This window comes from Collinsella aerofaciens (assembly GCF_005845035.1).
Classification (GTDB): domain Bacteria; phylum Actinomycetota; class Coriobacteriia; order Coriobacteriales; family Coriobacteriaceae; genus Collinsella; species Collinsella aerofaciens_I.
The window spans coordinates 3,979-27,970 of the sequence record NZ_SPFO01000022.1 but is presented as its reverse complement, the minus strand read 5'-3'; the positions used below and the strand labels follow the sequence as shown (position 1 = coordinate 27,970).

Genomic DNA, 23,992 nt, shown 5'->3' with positions numbered 1-23,992 from the left:
TGACTGGGCGCGGAATGTCGCCGGCCGCGCTATTCAAATCGCAGCGCCGCGCTCTGGGCCGCCTGCATCACGCGTTGGAGCGGCACGTTGTGCTCGCGAGCGAGGCGGGAGCAGTCCTCGTACTCGGGCGCCGCACGCTCACTGCCGTCGGGCAGGGTGGCTACTTTGACGGCCACCTCGCCCCAAGGCGTCGCCACCTGCTCAAAACGACGCGGCAGACAGACGCGTTCCATCACCTGGCGACGAATGCCGTTGGTCGTGGTTTCCAAAAAGATGATCATCTGCAGACGGTCAATGTCCTCGCGGGCGCAGATTACCTGCAGCTGCCAGCCGGGACGACCTTTTTTGCAGTAGAGGGGCAGCCAGTGCACTTCGCGGGCACCCGCCTCGCGCAAGCGGTCGGCGGCATAGGCGAGTACCTCGGGCGACGCATCGTCGATGTCGCACTCCAGCTTGACGATGGTTTCGGGCGCATCGGTCTCGCGGGACAGCGGAGATTTGCTATCGCATGGCATACGGTCCGGATCCTTTCAGCGCGGGCTCGTTTTGTTCACCCAAACGCTAGCACATCGGACGTGGCACAGGCATGACTTTCGTCCATCGCCGCCCTCGCCCCTATCTAAACATGTACATCAGCCTCCAAACATGTCATTTTTTGTCGGTTTTGGAGGCTGACGTACATGTTTTGGAGCGGGGCCGTACGCGATCAGAATTGCGCCTGCACTCCGTCCACCACAAAGTTCGCCGCACTCAACAATTTTGAACTTTCTACGCAGTTCATCGGCCAAAAAATAACCCTCGGCATACTTACCCGCTGCACGATGTTACTCTAGTTGCATTTGGCTAACTAAGCGGCTGCCGAGGACCCCGCCCGGCACCGTTACGGCATAGGAGGTTTCATGTTCGAGAAGCGGCTCTTCTCCCTGGTTCCGCAGGCAACGCCCTACATTATGGCAAGCGTCCTGTTTAAGTGGATCGCGCTCATGGCAAACATCACGGTGATGTGGGTGCTTGCGCGCATCTTGGGCGGCATCGTCACGGACGGTCTTTCCGCCGCGCTCGCCGTCGACGCCCTCGCACAGACGGCCTTGCCGCTCGCCGCCGCCATCATCGTGCGTACCGCTGCCATCTATCTGGCGCAGCGCTCCGGCGACAAGGCCGCCTTCGAGGCCGTTCGCCGCGTGCGTTCGCTCGTCTACGACAAGCTCACCGCGCTGGGCCCGTCCTACACCGAGACCGTCCCCACCGCCGAGGCCGTACAGACCAGCGTCGAGGGCGCCACGCAACTCCAGGTGTACTTTGGCGGCTACCTGCCGCAGCTCTTTTTTTCTGCCTTGGCACCCATCACGCTGTTCGTGCTGCTCGCAGGCCAAGCGGGTCTTCCCGCCGCGCTGCTGCTCGCCTGCGTTCCGGTCATCCCCATCTCCATCATGATGGTCATGCGCAACGCCAAAAAGATCGGTGCCGAGTACTGGGGCAGCTATGTCGATCTGGGCGGCATGTTCCTGGAGGCCGTGCAGGGTCTCACCACCCTTAAGGTCTACCAGGCCGATCGCAGCTGGCACGAGCGCATCAACGCCGAGTCCGAGCGTTTCCGCACAGCGACCATGCGCCTGCTGGTGATGCAGCTGCGCTCCATTTGCGTTATGGACCTGGTCGTCTATATGGGCGCCGCGCTCGGCATTATCGTAGCCGTGCTGCAGCTCGCCACGGGCAAGATTGGCTTTGAGGCGGCCTTCCTCATCGTCTTTCTGTCGCAGGAGTTCTTTTTGCCCATGCGCCGCTTGGGTTCGCTGTTTCACACGGCCATGAACGGCATGGCGGCCTCACGACGCATGTTTGGCATCCTGGATACGCCCGAGCCCGAGCGCGGCGATGTTGAGCTTGACGGTCGCGGCGATATCGAGCTCGCGGGCGTGAGCTACGCATACGGTGACCGCACGGTGCTGGACAGCGCCAGCGCGACCATTGCGCACGGCTCGCTCGTGGCACTCGTGGGCGAAAGCGGCGGCGGCAAGTCCACGCTCGCAGGGATTATCGCGGGCCGCAAGGGTGCCTACCGTGGCAGCGTGCGCATCGGCGGCGTCGAGCTGCGCGATGTCACGGCCGCCTCACTCATGCGCGCCGTCACCCTGGTGCCCACCAACGGCTACCTGTTTGCCGGCACCTTGCGCGACAACCTGCTGCTCGCCCAGCCCAATGCCACCGATACCGAGCTTTTGCGCGCGCTCGACCGCACGCGCGTGGCGGCCTTTGTGCAGGCCAACGGCGGGCTCGACATGGTGATTAACGAGGGCGGCACCAACCTTTCGGGCGGCCAGCGCCAACGCGTGTGCATGGCCCGCGCCCTGCTGCACGACTCGCCGATCTATGTGTTTGACGAGGCTACGAGCAACGTCGATGCCGCAAGCGAGGCGGCGATTGGCGAGGTCATCGCGTCGCTCGCCGGCGATCACACCGTGATCGTGGTGGCGCATCGCCTGTCGACGATTGTCGACGCCGACCAGATTCTGGTGCTGGAGCGCGGTCGCATTGCCGAGCGCGGGACTCACGACGAGCTTCTGGCGGACGCGGGCGTCTATGCGCGCATGTGGAATAGTCAGGAGCAGCTCTCGGCGTATGCGTATGCCGAGGACGGCACTGAGGATGTTGCCGCGGCAGAGGCTGCCGAGGGCGATGGCGTTTGCGCTGGCAGCCGCGACAACGCCGGCGTGGCTGATGCCGCCGCAGCACCGGGCTCCGGCCACGCTCGCCGCTCGGCTCCGTCCATCATGTGGCGCATGATGGGACTCGTGCGCCCGCTGGTCGGATGGCTCGTGCTGGCCGTCGCCCTGGGCAGCATCGGCATGCTTACCGCCGCATTTGTCCCGGCGTTTGGTGCCTTTGGACTTATGGCCGCCTTGGGTCACAACGCCCTGGGGTTGGGTCTTGTTGGCGCATGCGCGGCCTGCGCCGTCTGCGGTATCGCACGCGGACCGCTCCACTATGGCGAGCAGCTCTGCAACCATTACATCGCCTTCCGCCTGCTCGCGCACATCCGCGACCTGGTGTTTGGAGCCCTGCGCCAGCTGGCACCCGCCAAGCTCGAGGGCCGCGGCAAGGGTGAGCTCGTGAGCCTCGTCACCTCGGATATCGAGCTGCTCGAGGTCTTCTATGCACACACCATCTCGCCCATTGTCATCGCCTTGGTCTGCACCGCTGTCTTTGAGAGCTTCTTGCTGGCCGTAAGCCCTGAGCTCGCCGGCATCGCGCTTGTGGCCTACGCGGTCCTGGGCGTGCTGCTGCCCCTGGTCTCGGCCAAGGCATGCGGCACCACCGGTCGCCAGAGCCGCGAGGGAGCAGGCAAGCTGGGCGCCTTTGTGCTCGACAGCCTGCGCGGCGCGTCCGAGACCATCCAGTTTGCCGGCGGCGCCGATCGCAGCCGCGCTCTGAGCGAGCTGACCGAGCAAGTCGGCGCCGTGGATGCACGCCTCAAGCGCCGCCAGGCAGCCAGCGAGGCGGCGGCCGACGCGCTCATCCTCGTTGCCAACCTGGTGATGCTCGGACGTGCGCTGCAGCTGGTGGCTGCGGGGACGATTGATTTCGCCGCGGCATTTGTCGCCGTTTTCACCTTTGTTTCGTCCTTTGGCTCGGTAATGGCCGTGAGTCGTCTGGGTGCCTCGCTGCAGGAAACGCTCGCCTCGGGCACGCGCGTGCTCGATCTGCTCGACGAGCAGCCCCAGTGTGCCGAGGTCACGGACGGCCAGAACGTGGAGTTCGCCGGTGCCGCTGCCGAACATGTGAGCTTTAGCTATGTGGGTGGCGCGGGTGCCGACGATGCGGGACAGGCGGCGGGCGAGACGGCCGCAAGCCTCATCCTCGACGACGTGACCTGCACCTTTGCGCCCGGCACCATGACCTGCATCATGGGGCGCTCGGGTTCGGGCAAATCGACGCTGCTCAAGCTGCTCATGCGCTTTTGGGACCCCACCGCCGGTGCCATCACGGTAAGCTGCGTCGATGCCCGTCGTATCAACACGGCGAGCTTGCGCAGCCACGAGGCCTATATGACCCAGGACACGCACCTGTTCTGTGGCACCGTGCGCGAGAACCTGCTCGTCGCGCGTGCCGACGCCACCGATGCCGAGCTGCTCGACGCCTGCCAGTCCGCCTCGCTCACCGCGCTCATCGACCGCCTGCCGCAGGGCCTCGACACCCCCGTCGCCGAGCTGGGCGACTCGCTCTCGGGCGGCGAGCGTCAGCGCATCGGCCTCGCGCGCATCTTCCTCAACGACGCGCCCTTCATTTTGCTCGACGAACCCACGAGCGCGCTCGATGCCCTCAACGAGGCAGCCGTGATGCAGGCAGTCGACGAGCTCAAGCGCCGCGGCAAGACCATCGTGCTGGTGAGCCACCGTGCCAGCACCTGCGCGTTTGCCGATCGCTCGCTTTCGGTCGAACACGGGAGGCTCAGCTAATGGCGCGCCCGGCCGACACGCCGGAGCTGGCGGGCAAGCGTGCGCGCGAGGCCCAGATGGTGTCGCAGATGATCGCGCTGTGGTGTCGCGGGCATCATGGCCGCGGGCGTGTGGGCGAGCAGACTGCCAGCGGCGATGCGCCCGCGCGCGTGAAGCTTGGATTTCGGGCCATCACCCTCTGCCCCGAATGCGCTGAGCTGCGAGAATACGCTGTCGCACGCATTGAACGCTGCCCGCATATGGGCACCAAGACGTTTTGCTCGGCCTGTCCTTCGCATTGTTACCGGCCTGCCATGCGCGAGAAGATCCGCGAGGTCATGCGCTGGTCGGGACCGCGCATGATCTTCTATCGACCCATCACCGCCATACGCCACGCGATGGTGACCGTACAGTCCAAACGAGCGGCGAAGCGGAGCAGGTAGCCGTCGGGTTGATGTGCGCCGGTGCGTCCCTCGCCTTCATCTCAAATGTGTACGTCAGCCTCCAAACATGTCATTTTTTGTCGGTTTTGGAGGCTGACGTACATGTTTTGGAGCGGGGCCGATGTCGCGCGACGGACCTCATGCGCTGCCTAGCCTTTCCAGTCGATTTCGGCCCCCGGCGTGCCCGGTGCGTTGGGAGCCGCGCCGTTACAATGGAGCGGATTCGCCAACTGCAAAGGAGCCGCCATGTCCGCATGTCCGCTGGTCGATTGCCATACCCACACCTCGTTTTCGGACGGACATGCCTCGTTTGAGGAAAACGTCCGCGCCGCTACCGCCGCCGGATGTCAGGTCATGGTCTCGACCGACCACCTCACCCTGCCTGCCAGCATGGACGCCAACTGCGAGGTGCAGGTCGTCGAGGGCAACCTGCCGGCACATCGCCTGGCATTTGAGGACGCCCGCAAGCTCGCCGCGCAGATCGCGCCGGAGCTCACCTTTATCTACGGTTTTGAATGCGATTGGTACGAAGGCTGCGAGCCCTTGGTTGAGCGCTGGTCCGATGGCGCCGTGGTGCGCCTGGGCAGCGTACATTGGATCGGCGACCCCGGCGACATCATGGCCGGAGCCGCGGGCACGCCGGGAACGGAAGACGTCGCTCGCCCCGATACGCCCGATTCACTCTGCGGTTGGATCGACGACGACACCAACCTGCACGTCTGGGAGAACCTGGGGGTACGTGGCGTATGGAAGCGCTACGTCGACGACTGGTGCCGTGCCTGCGAAAGTTCGCTCAACTTTGACGTGATGGCCCATCCCGACCTGGTCATGCGTTTTTCGAAGGAAGGCCTTGCGCCTAACTTTGACCCCGCGCCGTTCTGGGAGCAGATGGCAGAGTGCGCCCACGATACGGGCCGCCGCGTTGAGGTCTCGACCGCCGCACCGCGCAAGGGCCTCGACGACTACTATCCCGCAACCGGCCTTTTGCACTGCTTCGCCCACGCCGAGGTGCCCATTACCTTTGGCTCGGACGCACATCGCGCCTGCGACATCTGCTGGAACATCCGCGAAGCCCAGGCCCATGCCTACGACTGTGGCTACCGAACCTTCGACGTTCCTCACGCTAGCGGCGAATGGGAACCCACGCCCCTGGCCTAGTGGCGGCGGGCGTTGAGTTCGCCGGCTAGCTCGTCGAGGGTGATACCGTAGCGCTCGAGCGTCACGAGCAGGTGGTAGACCAGATCGCCGGCCTCGTAGCGGATGTGATCGTGATCGTTATCCTTGCAGGCCATGATCACCTCGCTCGCCTCCTCGGCAAGCTTCTTGAGCAGCTCGTCCTCGACATCGGTCAGCAGGCGAGCGGTATAGCTCTCCTGGGGCGACGCATCGCGACGGCCATGGATCACCTCGGCCAGGCCCGTCAGCGTCTCACCGATATTTCCATCCTGAACATTCGCGGTACGCACACCCATGGTTCAATCCTTTCTGGTTGGCCAAGCGCCTAGTCGAGCGCCCGTCCTACGCGAGTTTCTTAAAGAAGCAGGTACGGTTGCCGGTGTGGCAGGCCGGGCCCGGCGAGTCGACCTTGACCAGCAGCGTATCGCTATCGCAGTCGGCCCAGAGCTCCTTGACCGCTTGCATATTGCCGCTCGTCGCGCCCTTGTTCCAGAGCTCCTGGCGACTGCGGCTCCAAAACCACGTGGTACCGGTCTTGAGCGTCAGCCCCACCGATTCCTCATTCATCCAGGCAACCATAAGCACCTCGCCAGTGTCATATTGCTGAACCACACAAGGAATCAGCCCCTTGGCGTCGTATTTGAGCTCGGTAGCATTTACCACCTCAGTCATCATTTCTCCCAAGTAATAAACGAAATCCCACAGGTCGGCGAGGGTTGTCCAGGTGCCCGAGATTCCGAGCGACAAGCCCGACGACGCGTACTTAAGTACGCGAGGAGGGTTGGAGCCGGAAGGTCGGGTGCCCGGGCAAGCCGCAGCATTAGAAGTCCAGCCTCACAGGAATACCTTGAGAGGCCATATACTCTTTGACCTGGCGAATGCTGAAGGTTCCAAAGTGAAAGACGCTGGCCGCCAGCACGGCGTCGGCTTCGCCCTCGATCACGCCCTCGGCAAAATGCTCGAGCGTGCCCACGCCGCCGCTCGCGATGACGGGAATCGGCACTGCGCGCGCCACGGCGCGGGTGAGCGCCAGGTCGAAGCCAGCCTTGGTGCCGTCGCGATCCATGCTGGTGAGCAAGATCTCACCGGCGCCGCGACGAGCCGCCTCCTCGGCCCACGCCACCGCATCGATACCCGTGGCGCTGCGACCGCCCGCCGTGAAGACCTCCCACTTGTCGGCACCGGATGCGCCGGGCAATCCGACACGCTTGGCATCAATCGCCACGACCACGGCCTGGCTACCAAACGCCGCGGCGGCCTGGCTGATCAACGACGGATCGCGCACGGCCGCCGAGTTGAGCGACACCTTGTCGGCACCGGCCGCCACCATGGTTCGCATGCCCGCCAGGTCGTGAAAGCCACCGCCCACGGTATAGGGGATGGCGAGCTCCTCGGCCGCATGCGCCGCCATCTCGATAGTCGTCGCACGGTTGTAACTCGTGGCGGTAATGTCCAGGAAGACGATCTCGTCCGCACCCTCGCGGTCGTAGGCACGCGCCAGCTCCACCGGATCGCCCGCATCGCGCAAGCTCACAAAGTTGACGCCCTTGACCACACGGCCGTCCTTGACGTCCAGGCAGGGAATTACGCGTTTGGTAAGCATGGGCTACTCCTCCCCTCGGGCGGCGGCCAGCGCCTGTGCCAGCGTAAAGTTGCCCTCGTAGAGCGCACGGCCGGTAATGGCGCCTTCAATCGCGCCCTCACCCACCGCAGCCAGCGCGCGGATGTCGTCGAGCGTCGAGATGCCGCCCGAAGCCACGACGGGAAAGCCCGCGACCTCGGCCACATGACGATACGCCGCCACAGCGATGCCCGTCTGCATGCCATCACGCGCGATGTCGGTATACACCAGGTGTTTAAAGCCCAGCTCGGTGAGCTGCGCCACGGCGTCGTCGAGTGCCACGCCCGCGCCGTCACGCCAGCCGTTCACCTTGACCTGACCGTCGCGTGCGGCAATGTCGGCAACCAGCATCTCGCCAAAGCCTTGGGCTGCCACCTCGGCAAACCCCGGCTCGGTCACCAGCACGGTGCCCAGCGCAATGCGGCGAGCACCATAACCTGCCAGCTCATCGATGCGTGCGAGCGAGCGAACGCCGCCGCCCACGTCCACGGACAGACCGTCGACGCCGCAGATGGCCTTAATCGCCGCCGAATTGGCAGCGCATGTGTCCTCGTCCTCGCCAAAGGCAGCGGACAGGTCGACGACGTGCACCCAGTTCGCGCCCTGCTCGGCAAACGAGCGGGCGACGGCCACGGGGTCGTCGGAATATACCTTGCAGCGGCTGCGGTCGCCGCGCTCCAGGCGCACAACCTTGCCGCCGATCAGATCGATTGCGGGAAACAGGATCATCGGCCAACCTCCTCGACGATGCTGACGAAGTTCTTAAGGATGCGCTGACCCAGCGCGGAGGATTTCTCGGGATGGAACTGGCAGCCCCACACGTTGCCGTGGCGCACGATGCACGGGAAGCTCCGCGTATAGTGCGTGCGCGCCAGCACATCGGCGGCATCGGCATCGTCGGCCACCGCATAGCTGTGGGTGAAGTACATATTGGCGCCCTCGGCAAAACCGGCGAGCAGCGGATCGGCCGCACCGGCGGGCGTCATGTGCACCTGATCCCAGCCCACGTGCGGCACCTTCAGGCGGCTCGACTCCAAGTGCGTGCACGAGCCGCGCATGATGCCCAGGCCATCGACCCAGGGGCCACCGGCCTGCTCGGGGGTGTTGCCGTCGGCAACCGCGCCTTCGTCCGCAGGCACGCCCTCGTCGCCGCGCTCAAAAAACAGCTGAAGGCCCAGGCAGATGCCGAGCAGCGGAGTTCCAGCGGCAACGGCGTCGAGCACCGCGTCCGCCTCGCCGCTCTGGCGCATAAAGGCAATCGCGTCGCAGAACGCACCCACGCCCGGGATGACCAAGCCGTCGGCGTTACGGATCTGCTCCGGGTCGTCCGACGTGCAGGCGGCGGCACCGGCGCGCGCAAGCCCGCGCACAACGCTCGACAAGTTGCCCTTGTGGTAGTCGACCACCACGATCTTCGGTTCGCCCACGCGATCCCTCCCTTATCTCATTCAAAACCTGTCCCTTTTTGGCAGGTTACAGCGAGCCCTTGGTGCTGGGGATGCCCTGCACGCGGGGATCGAGCTCGCAGGCGCGGCGCATCGTGCGGCCCACGGCCTTAAAGGCAGCCTCGATAATGTGATGCGAGTTACCGCCCGCCAGCTCGCGCACGTGCAGCGTGAGTTTGGCGTCGCGCGCGAAGGCGTAGAAGAACTCGACAGCCAGCTCGGTATCAAAGGTGCCCACGCGCTCGGTCGGCACGGGCAGCTCGCAGTAAGCCTGGCCGCGGCCCGAGATATCCACGGCGGCCATCACGAGCGTCTCGTCCATGGCGATCGCCGCGTCGGCAAAGCGCGTAATGCCCACCTTGTCACTCAGCGCTTGGCAAAACGCCTCACCCAGCACAATGCCCGTGTCCTCGACGGTGTGGTGTGCGTCGACCTCCACGTCGCCCACCGCGCGCACCGTCAAATCAAACAGGCCATGGCGGCCAAAGGCGTTGAGCATGTGGTCGAAAAACGGCACGCCGGTCGAGATATCGCACGTACCGGTTCCATCCAAATCGAGCTTGACGACAATATCGGTCTCCCCCGTCTTACGGGTTACCTCGGCATAACGGCCCATCTACATCTCCTCCTTCACCAGCGCGGCAAACGCGGCCAGCACCTCGTCATTTTCCTGCGGGGTGTCCACGGTAATGCGCAGGCAGTCCGCGAGCCCCGGCGCGTAGCTAAAGTCGCGCACCAGAATCGAATACTCATCGCGCAGACGCTCGCGCACGCGCGTGGCATGCGGCGTACGCACGAGCACAAAGTTCGCCGCGCTCGGCCACGCCTCCACGGGCAGGCCCTCGGCAGCCATCGCGCGCAGGGCGCACAGCTCGCGCTCGCGCTCGGATGCGACCTGCGCCACCACGGGCGCATAGGCATCACGGGCACGCACACAGGCAAGTGCTGCCGCCTGGCTCAGCACGTTGACCGAATAGATCTGGCGAATCGCCGCGAACACGTCGATGACCTCGGGTGCCGCGATCACATAGCCCAGGCGCGTGCCGGCAGCGCCAAACGCCTTGGACAGCGTATGCAGAATCACCAGGTTGGGATGCTCGGCAATAAGCCCCTGCGCCGTGGTGGCCGCGCCAAACGAATCGTCGGCAAACTCAACGTAGGCCTCGTCGACCATGACCATGCCGGGGCACGCATCGCACAGCGCCGCGACAAAGTCGAGCGGCGCCACGTCGCCCGTGGGATTGTTGGGCGAGGTCACGATTGCCAGGTTGCACTCGGGCGCGGCCGCGAGCACAGCAGCCTGGTCGAGCTCAAAGGTCGCCGGGTCGCGCCACACGTCGCGCACCTCGGTCTGGCACAGAGACGCAAAGAACGCATACTCGCTAAAGCACGGCGGGCAGTTGAGCAGAATCCTTCCCGCGCCGCCAAACGCCAGCAGATAGTTATAGAGCAGCTCGTCGCCGCCGTTTCCCACGCAGATGTTCTCGCGCGTCACGCCATGCCAGGCAGCAAGCTCGTCGCGCAGGTCGTTTGACATGGGATCGGGATAGCGGTTGAGCGGTGTAGCAGCCAGGGCCGCGTCGATCGCCTCGCGCACGCCGGCCGGCACGGGATAGGTGTTCTCGTTGGCCGAAAGGTTGATGCGCGTGGGCGTAAAGTTAGGATCGTAGGGCTCAATACCGGCCAGGTAAGGCTGGACGAGTTCCTTCATGTGGGGCGTCAGCTCGGCCATATTAGGCCTCCTCGACGACCGCGCCAGCGGCACCGCCCGCAGCCGCCAGGTCCACACCCTCGGCAACCGTCGCCACAGCGTCGCCCGGCCAGGCAACCTTGGTCAGATCGGCCGCGGCCAGCGACTCGGCACTCACGGCATCCTCGCCCTGCTCCAACACGCGGCGACGCAGAGCGGCCGAAAGCGCGTGCGCCCACAGGCCCTCGGCCTCGGCTAGACGCTGCGTGGCGGGAGCGTCGGAGAGCAGGCCCTCGGGCGTATAGCAGATGACGCTCGAGCGCTTAACGAACTCTTCGACCGAAAGCGGGTTGGAGAACAAGGCGGTGCCGCCGGTCGGCAGCGTGTGGTTGGGACCGGCAACATAATCGCCGAGCGGCTCGGAGCTCCAGGCGCCCACAAAGATGGCGCCGGCGTTGCGAATGCCGCCGAGCAGGCCCATCGCATCCTTGCAGTGCAGCTCCAGGTGCTCGGGCGCCACGGTGTTCACAGCCTCGACGGCAGCTGCCATGTCGGCGGCCACCACGATGGTGCCCTCGTTATCGAGCGAGGCACGCGTAATCTCGGCACGCGGGGACTGCGCTACCAGAATTTCGATACCCGCCTCGACCTCACGCGCAAACCGCTCGTCGCAGGTCACCAGATAGCAGGCTGCCAGCGGATCGTGCTCGGCCTGGGCCATCAGGTCGGCCGCGACCACCATAGGCTTGGCCGTGGCATCGGCCAGCACGCAGACCTCGGACGGGCCAGCGACCATGTCGATTCCCACGTCGCCCGAGACAATCTGCTTGGCAGCGGCAACAAAAGCGTTGCCCGGACCGGTGATTTTATCGACACGCGGAATGGTCTCGGTACCGTACGCCAGCGCGGCCACGGCCTGAGCGCCGCCCACCATATAGATCTCGTCCACGCCGCCGAGCTTGGCTGCCGCGAGCGTATACGGGCTGATCAGGCCGTCCTTTTGCGGCGGCGTCACCATGACCACGCGCTTGACGCCGGCGACCTTGGCGGGAATGGCATTCATAAGCACGGTGGAAGGATACTGCGCGCGACCGCCCGGCACGTAGATGCCGGCCGCCGCGAGCGGGGTCACCTTAACGCCGAGCATCGTGCCGTCCGCACGCGTGGTAAACCAACTCTGCTCGACCTCGCGCTGGTGGAACTCGCGGATCTGGCGTGCAGCTTTCTCCAACGCGGCGACAAAGGCCGGATCGAGACCTTCGAGCGCGGCATCGATCTGCTCCTGCGGCAAGCGGAAGCCCTGCAGCTCAACGCCATCAAAACGCTGGCAATAATCGCGCACCGCGGCATCGCCGTTGACGCGCACGTTGGCCACGATATCGCGGGCGGCGTCGACGATGTTTTGTGGCAGCACGCCCTTGCGGTTGAGCTGGTTGGTAACGAGGCGCTCACCGGGAGCAAGCTTGATGGTCTTCATTTCGGTATCCCCTATCGGTTGAGGTTGCGTTTGAAAAACGAGATGCCGGGCGGCGGCGCCAGTCGACCCGCAGCCCGTACGTTGGGGCGCCCGTGCGTGCTCTCGCTATTGTGCCGAGCCCGCGACGGGCTCAAAATGCTTGTCCTTCACGGCCGCGGCCAGGCGATCGGCCAAGTTGCGAACGCGCGGATCCAGGCGAGCGGCACCCGGATTGACAAAGAAGCGCGCCGTGCAGTCCATAATGCGACCAGTAATAACCAGGTTGTTATCGCGCAACGTGGCGCCCGTGGCAGTAATGTCCACGATACGGTCGGTCATACCGACGATGGGGCCCAGCTCGATGTTACCGTGTAGCGAGACGATATCGGCATTCACGCCGCGCTCGGCATACCAGGCGCTCGCAATGCGCGGATACTTGGTGGCCACACGAAGCGACCCGCGGCGGGCATAGTTGCGCTCGGCCTGGCCGGCACGCCACGCGGGCTCCGCCTCAATGAAAGTGCACAGGCCATAGCCCAGGTCGACCAGCTGCAGCAGGTTGAGGTCAGCCTCGATGAGCGAGTCCCAGCCGCAGATGCCGCAATCGGCGCCGCCGCAGCCCACAAAGGCGGGCGCGTCGCTGGGGCGCACGATGACAAACTCGATATCTCCGACCGCGCCCTCACCGGCACGCGTGTCGCGACCGCGTACGATCAGGTGACGACCGGGATCGCGCAGCTCAGAGACGTCTAAGCCCGCTGCCTCGAGCACGTCGAGCGTGTCGGCCTTAAGCGAGCCCTTGGGCACGGCAATGCGCAGCGGACCCTCGGCGCCACGGCCCACGGCGTGATCGCCATCGGAAGCGGCGTCCTCGGCCGAGGTGCGCGCGGCCTCCAGACGCTCGAGCGAAAAGGCGAAGCCCGCCGCCGGCACCTCGATGCCGTCGCCGAACGCGCCGGTAAAGATGGAGTCGTAGCGGCCGCCCGAGCCCACCGGATCGGGCAGGCCACCGGCATAGGCCTTAAAGACCAGACCCGTGTAGTAATCAAAAGAGTTCATGATGGAGAAGTCGAACGACAGCACCCGGGCGTCCTCGGGCGCCAGGCCCTCGACCAGGGCACGCAGTTCGCGCGTCAGCGGCGCGGCGATACCGGCAGCCTCCAGCAGTGCGTCCACGCGGTCGAGTACCTCGGCTCCGCCGTGCAAGCGCGGCAGCTCGCTAATGGCGGCCTTGACGGCATCGGACTCGGCGCTTGCCGCCACGCGAGAATCGAGGCCCACGAAGTCGTTGGCGTGCACGCAGCACAGGGCTTCGGCAGCCAGCTCGCGATCCTCGCACGCCGCGAGCAGCTCCTTAAACGGACGCACACTACCTGCGATAATGCGCGCATCGGGCAGCGCGAGCTTACGCACGGCCTCGGCCACGAGCGAGACAATCTCGACATCGCCCGCGGTATCGCCCGCACCGATGAGCTCAAAACCCAGTTGCGTAAACTGACGCGAGCCGCCGGCATTGCGCTGGCACTCACGAACCACCGGCGCCTCGTAGCGAAGGCGCAGGGGCAGGTCGGCCGCGCGCATGCGGGTCGAAACCAAGCGCACGATCGGCAGCGTGTTGTCGGGACGGACCACCAGCAGGCGACCGTCGTCATCAAAGAGCTTAAACGGCGTGTCCGCAATGCGGCCGCCTTCCTCGAGCGAACCCTTGTCCTCGAGCAGCGGCGTCTCGACCGGCAGGTAATGATGCTCCCTAAAGCAGCCCTTCACCGTACATGCGATCTCCTCGCGCGCCTGAGCCTCCTCGGGCAATATGTCCCGGAATCCCCACGGTGTGGCCGTCATCTGGTGAGCCTCCTCATGCTGTGTTTCATATAGAACAGAAGACCGGCATAGCTCCGCCGGTCTTCTGGGTACTTTAGCATACTAGAGTGTTTGCGGGGAAAATCCATCGCAGCCGCTCACGCCGTATTCATTTGGAAACATAGGGCAGATCGCCGCAACCCAAACCCGCCTAGGCGCCAATCGCACGACGATACTCTGCCATTACCTGCGCATCGGCAGCTGCGGGGTCGGCGAAATAGCGCCCGTCATAGGTCTCGGCCGAAACAACTCCGCGATAGCCGCGCGCCACCAGCCTATCCAGGTCGGCGCGCATATCGCGATCGCCGTCACCCCAGGCAAGATGCGTCGTGCCATCTGCCGCAACATCGACAAAATGCACGTGGGCGACATCATCGCCAAGCAGATCGAAATAATCGTCGATGGTATCCCCTGCCACCGCCATAGCGCCCAAATCCAGACACGCCTTAAGTGCCGGATGATCAACTGCCTCGATCATGCGCTTCGTGTCGGCCGCCGAGTTCACGATCATCGACTCAACCGGCTGTAGGGCCTCGAGCACCAGTCGCACGCCGCGCTCTCCCGCATGCTCGGCAATCGCACGCAGCATCGAGGCGCTGCGACCCCACGCGTCCTCGATCGGCTCGTTCAAAAATGCCCAGCCGCTCGAGACCATGACCTGCTCGGCTCCAAGTTCCGCCGCGATATCCACAACGTTCTTAAAGTACGCGAGCGTGCGGGCACGTGCCTCATTCCCGCGCGCCGCGATATTCCACGGCTTGGGGTTGTTCTGTTCGGGACAAAGCCCCACAATCCGAACCCCATACCGCTGTGACAGCTCCCGCACCTGCTCGAGCGAATCGTATCCATGGCAATCGACATACAGATGCATCGCTCCGGTCCAAAGCTCGCAACACGTGTAACCCGAGGCCGCTGCCGAAGAAAAGAATTCCTCAAGGTCAAAATAACGATGGCTGATATTCATGACGGCAAGCTGCGGATACTCCATCTTGTCCACCTTTCAGCAAAAGGGCGCCGCAGCACAGTGTGCGCGACGCCCCCTCTTACATTGTTCTCATTATGACGGATACTCTACTGGACACCAAGCACTCCAAAGAACGCGCCAGCGATACTCACGAGCAGGATCACGAGCATGATGAGCAGCGGATTCATCTTCTTCTTGAGCATGAGATAGACGATTCCAAACAGCCCCATCGTGACAAAGCCCGGGAAGATTCCGTTGAGCAGCTCGGCGAGCGTCTGAGCACCATCGCCCGCACCGACCATGAGCGGAATGTCCACGGTCACCATCTCCATGGTCATAGCACCGATCACCATGGCGCCCATGATAGAGGCCATCTTGACGATCGTGTCCATAATGCCCGATTCCTGGACCTTGCTGATCATGTCCGAGCCAAAGCGATACCCCACAAACGTCAGCAGGTAACGGATGATGTAGTGAGGGACGTTGAACACGAGCAGGAACAAAATCGGGCCAAGAATAGAGCCCTGCAGCGCCAGCGACGTGCCGACACCCGTTGCCAAAATTCGCAGCGTGCCCCAGTAGAAGGCATCGCCCACGCCGGACAGCGGTCCCATCAAAGCAAGCTTGACATTAGAGATCGCGCTCGTGTCAAAGCTATCGTCAGTAGCGTTGACCTCTTCCATTGCGGCGGCGATGGACATGGGAAGCGTCGAGATGTACGGCGTGACGTTATAGAGCTCCATATGGCGCTTAAGGGCGGCCTTAAAGTCCGCATCCTGCGGATACAGCTTGCGGAGAATCGGCATAAGGGCCCACATAAAGCCGATATGGCCCATACGCTCGTAGTTCCAGGAATGCTCATAGGGAATCGAGCGCCAGAACAGCTTCTTAAGGTCTGCGCGGGAAATCAGCCCGTCGTAAGAAGACTCAAACTTAAAACTCATCGAACCCACTCCCAATCGCAGGATCCTCGGTTGCCGCTGCAGGCTGCTCCGCCTTTTTCTTGTCACCCAAAACCGTCATCGCAACGACGATGATCGCGGCAAAGATCGCCACGCCCGTCGTGCTAATACCAAAGTAGGCGACGAGGAAGAAGCCAGCGAAGAAGAACGGAGCCACAGTCTTGTTCATAATCATCTGGGCCAGCATCGCAAAGCCGAGTGCAGGCAAGAAGGCGGCGGCGACATCCATGCCGGTCTGAACGAAATCGGGGATGATGTTGAGCAGGCTGGCAACAGCATCGGCGCCAAAGAAGAATGCCAGGGGAATAATCAGCAGGCCGCACCAGCTCTGCGCGTAACCGGCGATGAGCATGTTGCGCGTGATGGCCTTGGTGTCTCCGTCCTCGACGTTTTTGTCGATACGGTGCACCAGCAGCAGCATCACCGGCTGGCCCAGGGCGGTATCGAGCGCTAGGACGATCGTTGCGATGGGAATGCCCAGGGTCAGGGCCGCCGAAGCGTCCGCGCCGGCCTGCATGGCAAGCGACACACCCAGGATGGTTCCGGAAATCGTATCGGGCGGGTTATATGCACCGACCGAGATGGCACCGACCATGGCAAGCTCCATCGTGGCGCCCATAATGGTGCCGGTCACTACATCGCCCATGACAAGGCCAACCAGAGGCCCGAGCACGATTGGGCGCTGGAGGTAGCTCGTGCCCGTCAGCCACTCGGAATAGCCCAAAAGGGCGATCAGGAAAATCAGGATTGTCTTGATAACCATGACAACCCCTAACCGATGACCTTCGCGGCGTCAGTCTTCACATCTGCCGGAATCATCTGAATGAACAGTTCATAGCCCTCGCCGAGCAGTTCTTTGACGTATGCCTCGTTTTCGGGCGTGAGGAATACGCTCGTCGAGACCTGGCGGGCATTCTCGCTAAAGGCAACGTTGCCGAGATTGATCTTCTTGATGCCCATCGCCTTGGCGACGGCACCGGCCTGCTGGATCGTCTCGCAAACCACGAAGAGCTTGTACTTATCAGTCACACCGCTCTGGAGCGCCTTGACGGCATCCTCGGTGTTTTTGACGACGACCTTGCAGCCCTCCGGCTTTGCAAGGGACAGGGCCTGCAGACGAAGCTTGTCATTGAGGACCGTGTCGCTCACCAACAGGATGCAGTCGGCACCCAGAGCCGAGGTCCAGCTAACGGCAACCTGGCCGTGAAGCAGTCGATAGTCCACGCGAATCATCTGAATCATGATGTGCTCCCTAGCGATTAAAACTCATCGAGTTCGGCCTGCCCCAGCAGGTCGTTGACGTACTTGACCTTGGTGTCGTCCGCCTCGACGATCTGGCGAATGGCCTCATCGATCGGGGTGGATTCGGGCACGAACAGCAGCTGAATAAGGAGCGGCAGGTTCATATTGGTCACCAGATGCGTGTTAGGACGCGTCTGGACGATCTTGGTGAACTCGTTGTTGACACTGCCGCCAAAGAGGTCGGTGCAAACGACGACCTCATCGTCCGCGGCAAAGCCGTTCAGAATCGCTGCGGCCTCCTTGGTCAGGTCCTCGTTTCCGTCGACATACATAGAGAGCGCATGGACGTTTTCGCGCTCGCCGGAAAGCAGGCCGATGCTCTCGACGATTCCAGACGCAAAATGAGCATGGGACGCCACGATAAACTGCCTCATTCGATTCCCCTTCCTAGCGAATTTCGGCATAAAAATGCCCGGACGCATGCGCCCGGGCAGGGTGCTTCTTAAATGAGTGGTCAACTATTAGTAGTCGAACTGGTGATAGTAACGACGGTAGTTGAGGTTGTGCTTGGTGACCGTCTCGTAGTAAGCGGCAAGGCGATCGGTGATCAGCGAGGAGAGGATCCACGGAGACACGATGACGCGGAACTCGTCGTCAAGGCCGGGAATCGCGAACTCGGCGGTGTCGATGATGTTGATGTCGGTGTCGCCGGTCACGCCGCGGTTGAGGAAGGCGCGGACGCGCTCGTCGAGCTTGCGGTTCTCGTCCTCGCCCATGAACAAGAACACGGGGACGCCGGGCTCCACGAGCTCGAGCGTGCCGTGGAAGAAGTCGGCCGAGGTGATGTAGCGGGTGCGCTTCCACTGCATCTCCTCCAGGATGCACATCGAGAACAGGATCGTCTCGCCCCACAGGGCGCCGGAGCCGATGAACATGGTGTAGGGGGCCAGGGCGTACTTCTTGGCGAGCTCCTCGGCGCGCGGCTCGAAGCTCTTGCGGATGTCGACCAGGTGGGTCCAAACGTCCTTGGTCTGCTCGATGAACTTATCGAACTGCGGGAAGCAGCCGCGGCGGTTGAGCAGGCGCAGGCCGAAGCAGTCGGCGAGGTAGTAGCCCATCTCGCAGCCACCGTTACCATGATCGGAAGCCATCTTGACGCAATTCTCGGCGCCGACAGCCTGGCCGATGGGGCCCTCGGGCTTGGTCATGGCGTAGACACGAATGCCCTTGTCCTTCATCTTCTTGACGGCCTCGAGGACCTCGGGGGTGGTGCCGGACTCGGAGGCGGTGAGCACGACGGACTTCTCGGTCATGCGCTTGTGGCCCATGACGTTCCACTCGGCGGCGTGGATCAGGTAGACCTCGAGGTCGCGGTCGCCGAACTTGTTCATGAGGTACTCGAGCTGCATGAGCTCGTCCCAGGTGCCGCCGACGCCCATCAGGAACACGGCGTCGTAGCCCTCGTCGGCGACCTTGTCGGCGAGCGCGGTCATCTTCTTGCCGGCCTCGTAGACGTTCTTGCCGTCCTCGACGTAGCCCTCCTGGCTAAAGTGCATGATCTCGATCTTCTCGGTTTCCTTCATGGCTTTTCCTTTCTGTCCTGCACGCGAATCTATACATCGCGTTTCTTTTCGATACCAATTATAGACATACACCCAACGTGTTTTTAATACCACTTTTCAATCTGTTCCAATCCTCGGTGAACGGTCGAAATTCTCTGGTGAGTGGTATTAAATTAGAATTTGATGTATAGCTAACGCCCCCGGCGTCTCCCTTGTGTGACAAAGAACAGCGTTCCTACCAGCGCAATAATGGTCGATGCTCCAAACAGTACCGTCTGGACGCCCAAAGCCTCCGCCAAAAACGGAGCCGCCAGCAGCGGCACCACGCCGGCGCTCATCAGGCCAAAGCGCACAAAGCCGGTAATGCGACCCAGGTATTTGATGTCGGCGCGCTCCTGAATCAAGATCATCTGCAGCGGCTCCAGGAACCCCCAGGCCAGACCGTTAATCGCCTGACCGACAATCGCGACCCCCAGCATATCGGTGCCCACGTACACCATGGACCCAATGCCCACGGCCATGAGCGCGCCGAGCAGCAATCGTAGGTTGACATGGCGAGCAGAAAGCTTGGTCAGGATGAACGCGCCCACCGAGGAAGTGAGGCCCACGACCGAGGACAGCCAGCCCAGCCAGACGATATCCACGTTGAGCACATCACGGTAGAACAACGACTCAAGCGAATCAAACGCGCCAAACGCAAAGAATCCCAAAAAGCCCGAGATAAAGATGAGGCGCAGGTCGTGGTCGCGAAACGTAAGTCGCGCACCCTCGGCCATGCCGCCCAGAATACCGCCCTTCGGCTTTTCCCCTTTTGCGGGAACAACGCACTCGTGACAGCCCAAGGAGAGCACGGCCGCCACACCCATCATGCCCGCCATGAGCAGATAGACCGATTGCGTGGCAAAACAGCTCACGATGGCACCGCCGAGCAGCGGGCCAGCGGTATAGGCGATATTGCTGTAGAACACCATGAGACCGTTCACGCGGGTACGGCCCTCGGTGGTCGACTCCAGGTATCCCGGAAACGCATGCGTGCAGGTGTTGATAAAGCCGCCCGCAAGCCCCAAGACGCACGCGGCAAACACAAGCCCGGGGACAGACAGCGGCGCCAACCCCACGCCAAGCGATAGCACCGCCGTAATCACGCACGTCACAAATGACGTCCGGCGCGGTCCAAAGCGATCGATGACCGAACCCGACACCATATTGCCCGCCGACGTCATAAGATTGCGCACGAGCGTAATGGCGGCAACCAAAAAGGCCGTGCCGGCCAGATCATACGTGGCCGCACCGATAAGCCCCAAAAAGTAGACCGCGTTGTTGGCGCACCACTGCAGGGACTCAATGAGAATCAGCCTGACCTCTGCCGGCGTCAGGCGCATTGCTTCGCGATCCTTCGCGAACATACGAACTCCTTCTATACAAAAAGGGGATGGAGGGCATAGGCCTGCTCCATCCCCTTTCCAGGTTGCAACGAAAATCTATGCAGCCGGGCCCTTACGCCAGCACGCCGAAGAACGCGCCGATGATGCCCACGACCATGGTGGCCACGATCAGCACCATGGGGTTGATCTTCTTGGACAGCAGCCAGTAGTACAGCCAGAAGGCGATCATGCCGAGCATGCCGGGCATGATGCCGTCCAGGATGTCCTGGAGGGTCTGGGCGTCGTCGCCCGAGCCGATGGCCACCGGGATGCTGGCCCAGAACATGTCCTTGCACATGGCGCCCACGACCATGACGCCCACGATGCCCACGCAGGTCATGATCTTCTGCATGAGGCCGGTCCTCTGGGCCTCGTCCAGGAAGCCCACGCCCAGCTCGTAGCCCTTGACGGCGCCCCAGACGCGCAGCGCGAAGCCGGGGACGTTGTAGATGAGCAGGAAGGCGATGGGGCCGAAGGGGTTGCCGGCCTGGCACAGGCTGATGCCCACCGCGGCGGCGACCACGCGCAGCGTCGACAGGAAGATGGAGTCGCCGATGCCGGACAGCGGGCCCATGAGGGCGGCCTTGACGTCGTTGACGCTCTCGGGCTCGATCTCGCCGCGGGCGACCTTCTCCTCCATGGCCATCGCGATGCCGCCGACGAACGGGGCGAACTGGACGGTGATGTTGAAGAACGCGCAGTGGCGGTGCAGGGCCTCGGCGTAGTCGTCGGGGCGGCCGGCGTAGATCTTCTTGAGCATGTTGGCGACCATCAGGCAGAAGGCGATGTTCATCTGCTTGTAGTAGGTCCAGGAGAACTCCATGCCCAGGGCGCCGACGTTGACGGCGCTCTTGACGAGGTCGGAGCGCGTGATCTTGTTCTCGGGACTAGAAGTCATCGTCCTCATCCCCTTCCGCGGAGAGCTGGGGCTGGGCTCCGCCCAGGCCGAGCAGGTCGAACTTGTCGATGCCGATGATGATGGCGATCAGGGCGACGCCCAGGACGGGCACGTTGGCGTAGGAGCACAGCAGGAAGCCCAGGAAGTAGAAGGGCACGAGCTGCTTGGTGAGCACCAGGCGGCCGAGCATGGCGAAGCCCATGGCCGGCAGGATGTTGGCGGCCACGCCAAAGCCAGCAAGAACAAAGTCGGGGATAAAGTCGAGCACGCCCTGGATAGCGTCAGCACCCAGATAGAACGACAGCGAGCACAGCAGGAACGCCATGATGATGCCGGTTAAACCGATCAGGAAGTGCATCGCATAAACACCCTTAAGGTTGCCCTGGCCGGAGAAGACATCAGCGCGGTCAACCAGGATCGGCAGGGCGGCGTTGAGGATGTTCTTGATGGCAAGGCACAGCGTGGCGATGGGCATGGCAAGCGCGATGGCTGCCTCGGTGCTCTGGCCCAGCTGGATAGCGAAGGCGCAGGCGAGCACGCCGCCGATCGTCTCATCAGGCGGCACGTAGGCGCCGATGGAGATCGAGCCCATGAACAGCAGCTCCAGACTCGCACCGATCGCGAGGCCGGACTGCAGGTCCCCCAGCACCAGGCCCACGAGCGGGCACAGGACAATGGGGCGGAACGCATAGAGCGTACCGAGCTGGAAGTCGAACTTACCAAATGCGGCGATAAGTCCGATGAGGATTGCTTGGGTAAGCATATATCCCCCTTTCCTAATAGGACACTACGAAGAGCTCAGACTCTTCGAAATTGAACGCCTAGAGCACGCTGGCGCAGTCAACCTTGGGGTCATCGGCCAGGGGTCGAATCTCGACCTCAACGCCACGATCCAGCATCTCGCGCACATCGGCTTCCTCGGCCGCGGTCAGGGAGATCTGACGAGAGACCTGACGAGCATCGGGACGCTTCTCGTCCTTGGGCTTGGTGTTGCCCAGGTTGACCGACTTGATCTGCGGGCAGCCCTCAACAAGCTGCTTTGCCTCAGCAATAGTGGCGACACAGATGATCATCTTGTACTTGTCGGTCACGCCCGAGTTGATAGCTTCGATTGCATGCTCCATATCTTTGATGACGAGCTTGCAGCCGGCAGGCTTGCCCATCTTAAGCGTCGTCTTCCACACCGGGTCGTTAGCGACCTTATCGCCCACGCAGAAGATGCAGTTGGAACCAAGGCCCTGAACCCAGGAAACTGCGACCTGGCCATGAAGCAGGCGATGGTCAACGCGAAGTAGCTGAATCATAATGTGACCCCCCAAAGGTCTTGTGCCGTCTTACGGCGTGTCAGTAGGTGCTGCGGATTAGAACTCTTCTTCCTCGTCGTCATCGACCAAAAGATCGTTGACAAACTTCACGCGCGTATCGTCCGCAGCGACGATGGCGCGAATCGTCTCCTCAACCGGCGCCGACTCGTCAGAGAACAGCAGCTGGATGAGGAGAGGAAGGTTCATGTTGGTAACGAGGTACGTGCGGGGACGCGTCTGGACGATCTTGGTGAACTCGTTGTTGACGCTGCCGCCAAAGAGGTCGGTGCAGACAACGACATCATCGTCAGCAGACATGCCTGCCAGCAGTTTTTGGGCCTCCTCGGCCACGTCCATGCGGCCATCGACGAACATCGAAAGATCGTGGACGTTGTCGCGAGCGCCCGAGAGCAGTTCGACGCTCTCCTTGATGCCGGTAGCGAAGTGCGCATGGCTGGCGATGATGTACTGTCTCATTCTGTGTTCCTCTCAATAGCCCGGCACGTTCCCGCACCCGTTTTCTTTAGTAGTCGAACTGGTGATAGTAGCGGCGATACTTGAGGTTGTGCTTGGTGACCGTCTCGTAGTAGCGAGCCAGGCGGTCGGTCACAAGCACCGTCAAAATCCACGGGGAGACGATGACGCGGAACTCGTCGTCAAGGCCGGGGATCGCGAACTCGGCGGTGTCGATGATGTTGATGTCGGTGTCGCCGGTCACGCCGCGGTTGAGGAAGGCGCGGACGCGCTCGTCGAGCTTGCGGTTCTCGTCCTCGCCCATGAACAGGAACACGGGGACGCCGGGCTCCACGAGCTCGAGCGTGCCGTGGAAGAAGTCGGCCGAGGTGATGTAGCGGGTGCGCTTCCACTGCATCTCCTCCAGGATGCACATCGAGAACAGGATCGTCTCGCCCCACAGGGCGCCGGAGCCGATGAACATGGTGTAGGGGGCCAGGGCGTACTTCTTGGCGAGCTCCTCGGCGCGCGGCTCGAAGCGCTTGCGGATGTCGACCAGGTGGGTCCAAACGTCCTTGGTCTGCTCGATGAACTTATCGAACTGCGGGAAGCAGCCGCGGCGGTTGAGCAGGCGCAGGCCGAAGCAGTCGGCGAGGTAGTAGCCCTTCTCGCAGCCGCCCGAACCATGGTCAGAAGCCATGGCGACGCAGTTCTCGGCACCCACAGCCTGGCCGATGGGGCCCTCGGGCTTGGTCATGGCGTAGACGCGCACGCCCATGTCCTTCATCTTCTTGACGGCCTCGAGGACCTCGGGGGTGGTGCCGGACTCGGAGGCGGTGAGCACGACGGACTTCTCGGTCATGCGCTTGTGGCCCATGGCGTTCCACTCGGCGGCGTGGATCAGGTAGACCTCGAGGTCGCGGTCGCCGAACTTGTTCATGAGGTACTCGAGCTGCATGAGCTCGTCCCAGGTGCCGCCGACGCCCATCAGGAACACGGCGTCGTAGCCCTCGTCGGCGACCTTGTCGGCGAGCGCGGTCATCTTCTTGCCGGTCT

25 protein-coding genes are annotated in these 23,992 nt (G+C 62.9%); 3 read left to right on the top strand and 22 right to left on the bottom strand.

The annotated features are described in order from the left end of the window. Window positions 1-29 precede the first annotated feature (29 nt). On the bottom strand, window positions 30-515 hold the full coding sequence (larC2, locus tag FGQ67_RS08850; protein ID WP_138341457.1) for a nickel pincer cofactor biosynthesis protein LarC2: 486 nt from the start codon (window positions 513-515) through the stop codon (window positions 30-32). 384 nt (window positions 516-899) lie between these two features. On the opposite strand from larC2, the gene FGQ67_RS08845 reads away from it, so the two are divergent. From FGQ67_RS08845 to FGQ67_RS08835, 3 genes are all read left to right on the top strand, one after another. Then, a complete protein-coding gene (locus FGQ67_RS08845; protein WP_138341455.1) occupies window positions 900-4,457 on the top strand; it encodes a thiol reductant ABC exporter subunit CydD/CydC in 3,558 nt (1,185 codons plus the stop codon). After that, a complete protein-coding gene (locus tag FGQ67_RS08840; RefSeq protein ID WP_138341453.1) occupies window positions 4,457-4,879 on the top strand; it encodes a nitrous oxide-stimulated promoter family protein in 423 nt (140 codons plus the stop codon). The genes FGQ67_RS08845 and FGQ67_RS08840 overlap by 1 nt, the downstream gene beginning before the upstream one ends. 246 nt (window positions 4,880-5,125) lie before the next feature. Continuing rightward, the gene (locus FGQ67_RS08835; RefSeq protein ID WP_138341451.1) at window positions 5,126-6,037 is read left to right on the top strand and encodes a PHP domain-containing protein; all 912 of its coding nucleotides are present in this window, start codon (window positions 5,126-5,128) and stop codon (window positions 6,035-6,037) included. On the opposite strand, the gene hisE is transcribed toward FGQ67_RS08835, so the two are convergent. The 21 genes from hisE to FGQ67_RS08730 all read right to left on the bottom strand — a co-directional run. After that, window positions 6,034-6,351 (bottom strand): phosphoribosyl-ATP diphosphatase, encoded by a 318-nt coding sequence (gene hisE / locus FGQ67_RS08830; protein WP_006235893.1) that lies wholly within the window; start codon window positions 6,349-6,351, stop codon window positions 6,034-6,036. The genes FGQ67_RS08835 and hisE overlap by 4 nt on opposite strands. Window positions 6,352-6,397: 46 nt before the next feature. Beyond that, on the bottom strand, window positions 6,398-6,730 hold the full coding sequence (hisI, locus tag FGQ67_RS08825) for a phosphoribosyl-AMP cyclohydrolase (protein WP_249934439.1): 333 nt from the start codon (window positions 6,728-6,730) through the stop codon (window positions 6,398-6,400). Window positions 6,731-6,875: 145 nt separating this feature from the next. Then, on the bottom strand, window positions 6,876-7,658 hold the full coding sequence (gene hisF, locus FGQ67_RS08820) for an imidazole glycerol phosphate synthase subunit HisF (protein WP_138341447.1): 783 nt from the start codon (window positions 7,656-7,658) through the stop codon (window positions 6,876-6,878). A gap of 3 nt (window positions 7,659-7,661) precedes the next feature. After that, a complete protein-coding gene (locus FGQ67_RS08815) occupies window positions 7,662-8,405 on the bottom strand; it encodes a 1-(5-phosphoribosyl)-5-[(5-phosphoribosylamino)methylideneamino]imidazole-4-carboxamide isomerase (RefSeq protein ID WP_138341446.1) in 744 nt (247 codons plus the stop codon). Next, window positions 8,402-9,103, bottom strand: coding sequence for an imidazole glycerol phosphate synthase subunit HisH (locus FGQ67_RS08810; protein ID WP_138341444.1), 702 nt, complete (start codon window positions 9,101-9,103; stop codon window positions 8,402-8,404). Before FGQ67_RS08810 ends, FGQ67_RS08815 begins: the two co-directional genes overlap by 4 nt. Window positions 9,104-9,149: 46 nt before the next feature. After that, window positions 9,150-9,737 carry an imidazoleglycerol-phosphate dehydratase HisB gene (gene hisB, locus FGQ67_RS08805; RefSeq protein ID WP_138341442.1) on the bottom strand — a complete coding sequence of 196 codons (588 nt, stop codon included), beginning with the start codon at window positions 9,735-9,737 and terminating at the stop codon, window positions 9,150-9,152. Continuing rightward, window positions 9,738-10,853 (bottom strand): histidinol-phosphate transaminase, encoded by a 1,116-nt coding sequence (hisC, locus tag FGQ67_RS08800; RefSeq protein WP_138341440.1) that lies wholly within the window; start codon window positions 10,851-10,853, stop codon window positions 9,738-9,740. Window position 10,854: 1 nt separating this feature from the next. Then, a complete protein-coding gene (hisD, locus tag FGQ67_RS08795) occupies window positions 10,855-12,288 on the bottom strand; it encodes a histidinol dehydrogenase (RefSeq protein WP_138341438.1) in 1,434 nt (477 codons plus the stop codon). A 105-nt stretch (window positions 12,289-12,393) separates the two neighbouring features. Beyond that, the gene (gene hisG / locus FGQ67_RS08790; RefSeq protein WP_138341435.1) at window positions 12,394-14,109 is read right to left on the bottom strand and encodes an ATP phosphoribosyltransferase; all 1,716 of its coding nucleotides are present in this window, start codon (window positions 14,107-14,109) and stop codon (window positions 12,394-12,396) included. A 169-nt stretch (window positions 14,110-14,278) separates the two neighbouring features. Then, window positions 14,279-15,115 (bottom strand): sugar phosphate isomerase/epimerase family protein, encoded by an 837-nt coding sequence (locus tag FGQ67_RS08785; RefSeq protein WP_138341471.1) that lies wholly within the window; start codon window positions 15,113-15,115, stop codon window positions 14,279-14,281. An 83-nt stretch (window positions 15,116-15,198) separates the two neighbouring features. Next, complete coding sequence (locus FGQ67_RS08780; protein WP_117564887.1) at window positions 15,199-16,035, bottom strand: PTS system mannose/fructose/sorbose family transporter subunit IID; 837 nt, start codon at window positions 16,033-16,035, stop codon at window positions 15,199-15,201. Continuing rightward, the gene (locus FGQ67_RS08775; protein WP_117637121.1) at window positions 16,025-16,816 is read right to left on the bottom strand and encodes a PTS mannose/fructose/sorbose/N-acetylgalactosamine transporter subunit IIC; all 792 of its coding nucleotides are present in this window, start codon (window positions 16,814-16,816) and stop codon (window positions 16,025-16,027) included. The genes FGQ67_RS08780 and FGQ67_RS08775 overlap by 11 nt, the downstream gene beginning before the upstream one ends. Window positions 16,817-16,824: 8 nt before the next feature. After that, window positions 16,825-17,295 (bottom strand): PTS sugar transporter subunit IIB, encoded by a 471-nt coding sequence (locus FGQ67_RS08770; RefSeq protein ID WP_138341433.1) that lies wholly within the window; start codon window positions 17,293-17,295, stop codon window positions 16,825-16,827. A 17-nt stretch (window positions 17,296-17,312) separates the two neighbouring features. Next, on the bottom strand, window positions 17,313-17,729 hold the full coding sequence (locus FGQ67_RS08765) for a PTS sugar transporter subunit IIA (protein WP_138341431.1): 417 nt from the start codon (window positions 17,727-17,729) through the stop codon (window positions 17,313-17,315). Window positions 17,730-17,816: 87 nt separating this feature from the next. Further along, window positions 17,817-18,878 carry an SIS domain-containing protein gene (locus tag FGQ67_RS08760; RefSeq protein ID WP_138341429.1) on the bottom strand — a complete coding sequence of 354 codons (1,062 nt, stop codon included), beginning with the start codon at window positions 18,876-18,878 and terminating at the stop codon, window positions 17,817-17,819. 170 nt (window positions 18,879-19,048) lie between these two features. Then, window positions 19,049-20,263, bottom strand: a complete 1,215-nt coding sequence (locus FGQ67_RS08755) for an MFS transporter (protein WP_171025282.1) — start codon at window positions 20,261-20,263, stop codon at window positions 19,049-19,051. A gap of 91 nt (window positions 20,264-20,354) precedes the next feature. Further along, complete coding sequence (locus FGQ67_RS08750) at window positions 20,355-21,188, bottom strand: PTS system mannose/fructose/sorbose family transporter subunit IID (RefSeq protein WP_138341427.1); 834 nt, start codon at window positions 21,186-21,188, stop codon at window positions 20,355-20,357. Next, complete coding sequence (locus FGQ67_RS08745; protein ID WP_138341425.1) at window positions 21,169-21,942, bottom strand: PTS mannose/fructose/sorbose/N-acetylgalactosamine transporter subunit IIC; 774 nt, start codon at window positions 21,940-21,942, stop codon at window positions 21,169-21,171. Before FGQ67_RS08745 ends, FGQ67_RS08750 begins: the two co-directional genes overlap by 20 nt. A 58-nt stretch (window positions 21,943-22,000) precedes the next feature. After that, window positions 22,001-22,483, bottom strand: coding sequence for a PTS sugar transporter subunit IIB (locus FGQ67_RS08740; protein ID WP_138341423.1), 483 nt, complete (start codon window positions 22,481-22,483; stop codon window positions 22,001-22,003). A 57-nt stretch (window positions 22,484-22,540) separates the two neighbouring features. Beyond that, complete coding sequence (locus FGQ67_RS08735) at window positions 22,541-22,960, bottom strand: PTS sugar transporter subunit IIA (RefSeq protein WP_035137739.1); 420 nt, start codon at window positions 22,958-22,960, stop codon at window positions 22,541-22,543. 46 nt (window positions 22,961-23,006) lie between these two features. Beyond that, window positions 23,007-23,992 (bottom strand): SIS domain-containing protein (locus FGQ67_RS08730; RefSeq protein ID WP_138341469.1); only part of this gene is annotated, 986 nt, incomplete at its 5' end.

Bases quoted from the DNA above. Each gene is read 5' to 3' on its own strand.
- larC2 (WP_138341457.1), bottom strand. From the start codon at position 515: ATGCCATGCGATAGCAAATCTCCGCTGTCCCGCGAGACCGATGCGCCC.
- FGQ67_RS08845 (WP_138341455.1), top strand. From the start codon at position 900: ATGTTCGAGAAGCGGCTCTTCTCCCTGGTTCCGCAGGCAACGCCCTAC.
- FGQ67_RS08840 (WP_138341453.1), top strand. From the start codon at position 4,457: ATGGCGCGCCCGGCCGACACGCCGGAGCTGGCGGGCAAGCGTGCGCGC.
- FGQ67_RS08835 (WP_138341451.1), top strand. From the start codon at position 5,126: ATGTCCGCATGTCCGCTGGTCGATTGCCATACCCACACCTCGTTTTCG.
- hisE (WP_006235893.1), bottom strand. From the start codon at position 6,351: ATGGGTGTGCGTACCGCGAATGTTCAGGATGGAAATATCGGTGAGACG.
- hisI (WP_249934439.1), bottom strand. From the start codon at position 6,730: ATGATGACTGAGGTGGTAAATGCTACCGAGCTCAAATACGACGCCAAG.
- hisF (WP_138341447.1), bottom strand. From the start codon at position 7,658: ATGCTTACCAAACGCGTAATTCCCTGCCTGGACGTCAAGGACGGCCGT.
- FGQ67_RS08815 (WP_138341446.1), bottom strand. From the start codon at position 8,405: ATGATCCTGTTTCCCGCAATCGATCTGATCGGCGGCAAGGTTGTGCGC.
- hisB (WP_138341442.1), bottom strand. From the start codon at position 9,737: ATGGGCCGTTATGCCGAGGTAACCCGTAAGACGGGGGAGACCGATATT.
- hisC (WP_138341440.1), bottom strand. From the start codon at position 10,853: ATGGCCGAGCTGACGCCCCACATGAAGGAACTCGTCCAGCCTTACCTG.
- hisD (WP_138341438.1), bottom strand. From the start codon at position 12,288: ATGAAGACCATCAAGCTTGCTCCCGGTGAGCGCCTCGTTACCAACCAG.
- hisG (WP_138341435.1), bottom strand. From the start codon at position 14,109: ATGACGGCCACACCGTGGGGATTCCGGGACATATTGCCCGAGGAGGCT.
- FGQ67_RS08785 (WP_138341471.1), bottom strand. From the start codon at position 15,115: ATGGAGTATCCGCAGCTTGCCGTCATGAATATCAGCCATCGTTATTTT.
- FGQ67_RS08780 (WP_117564887.1), bottom strand. From the start codon at position 16,035: ATGAGTTTTAAGTTTGAGTCTTCTTACGACGGGCTGATTTCCCGCGCA.
- FGQ67_RS08775 (WP_117637121.1), bottom strand. From the start codon at position 16,816: ATGGTTATCAAGACAATCCTGATTTTCCTGATCGCCCTTTTGGGCTAT.
- FGQ67_RS08770 (WP_138341433.1), bottom strand. From the start codon at position 17,295: ATGATTCAGATGATTCGCGTGGACTATCGACTGCTTCACGGCCAGGTT.
- FGQ67_RS08765 (WP_138341431.1), bottom strand. From the start codon at position 17,729: ATGAGGCAGTTTATCGTGGCGTCCCATGCTCATTTTGCGTCTGGAATC.
- FGQ67_RS08760 (WP_138341429.1), bottom strand. From the start codon at position 18,878: ATGAAGGAAACCGAGAAGATCGAGATCATGCACTTTAGCCAGGAGGGC.
- FGQ67_RS08755 (WP_171025282.1), bottom strand. From the start codon at position 20,263: ATGTTCGCGAAGGATCGCGAAGCAATGCGCCTGACGCCGGCAGAGGTC.
- FGQ67_RS08750 (WP_138341427.1), bottom strand. From the start codon at position 21,188: ATGAGGACGATGACTTCTAGTCCCGAGAACAAGATCACGCGCTCCGAC.
- FGQ67_RS08745 (WP_138341425.1), bottom strand. From the start codon at position 21,942: ATGCTTACCCAAGCAATCCTCATCGGACTTATCGCCGCATTTGGTAAG.
- FGQ67_RS08740 (WP_138341423.1), bottom strand. From the start codon at position 22,483: ATGATTCAGCTACTTCGCGTTGACCATCGCCTGCTTCATGGCCAGGTC.
- FGQ67_RS08735 (WP_035137739.1), bottom strand. From the start codon at position 22,960: ATGAGACAGTACATCATCGCCAGCCATGCGCACTTCGCTACCGGCATC.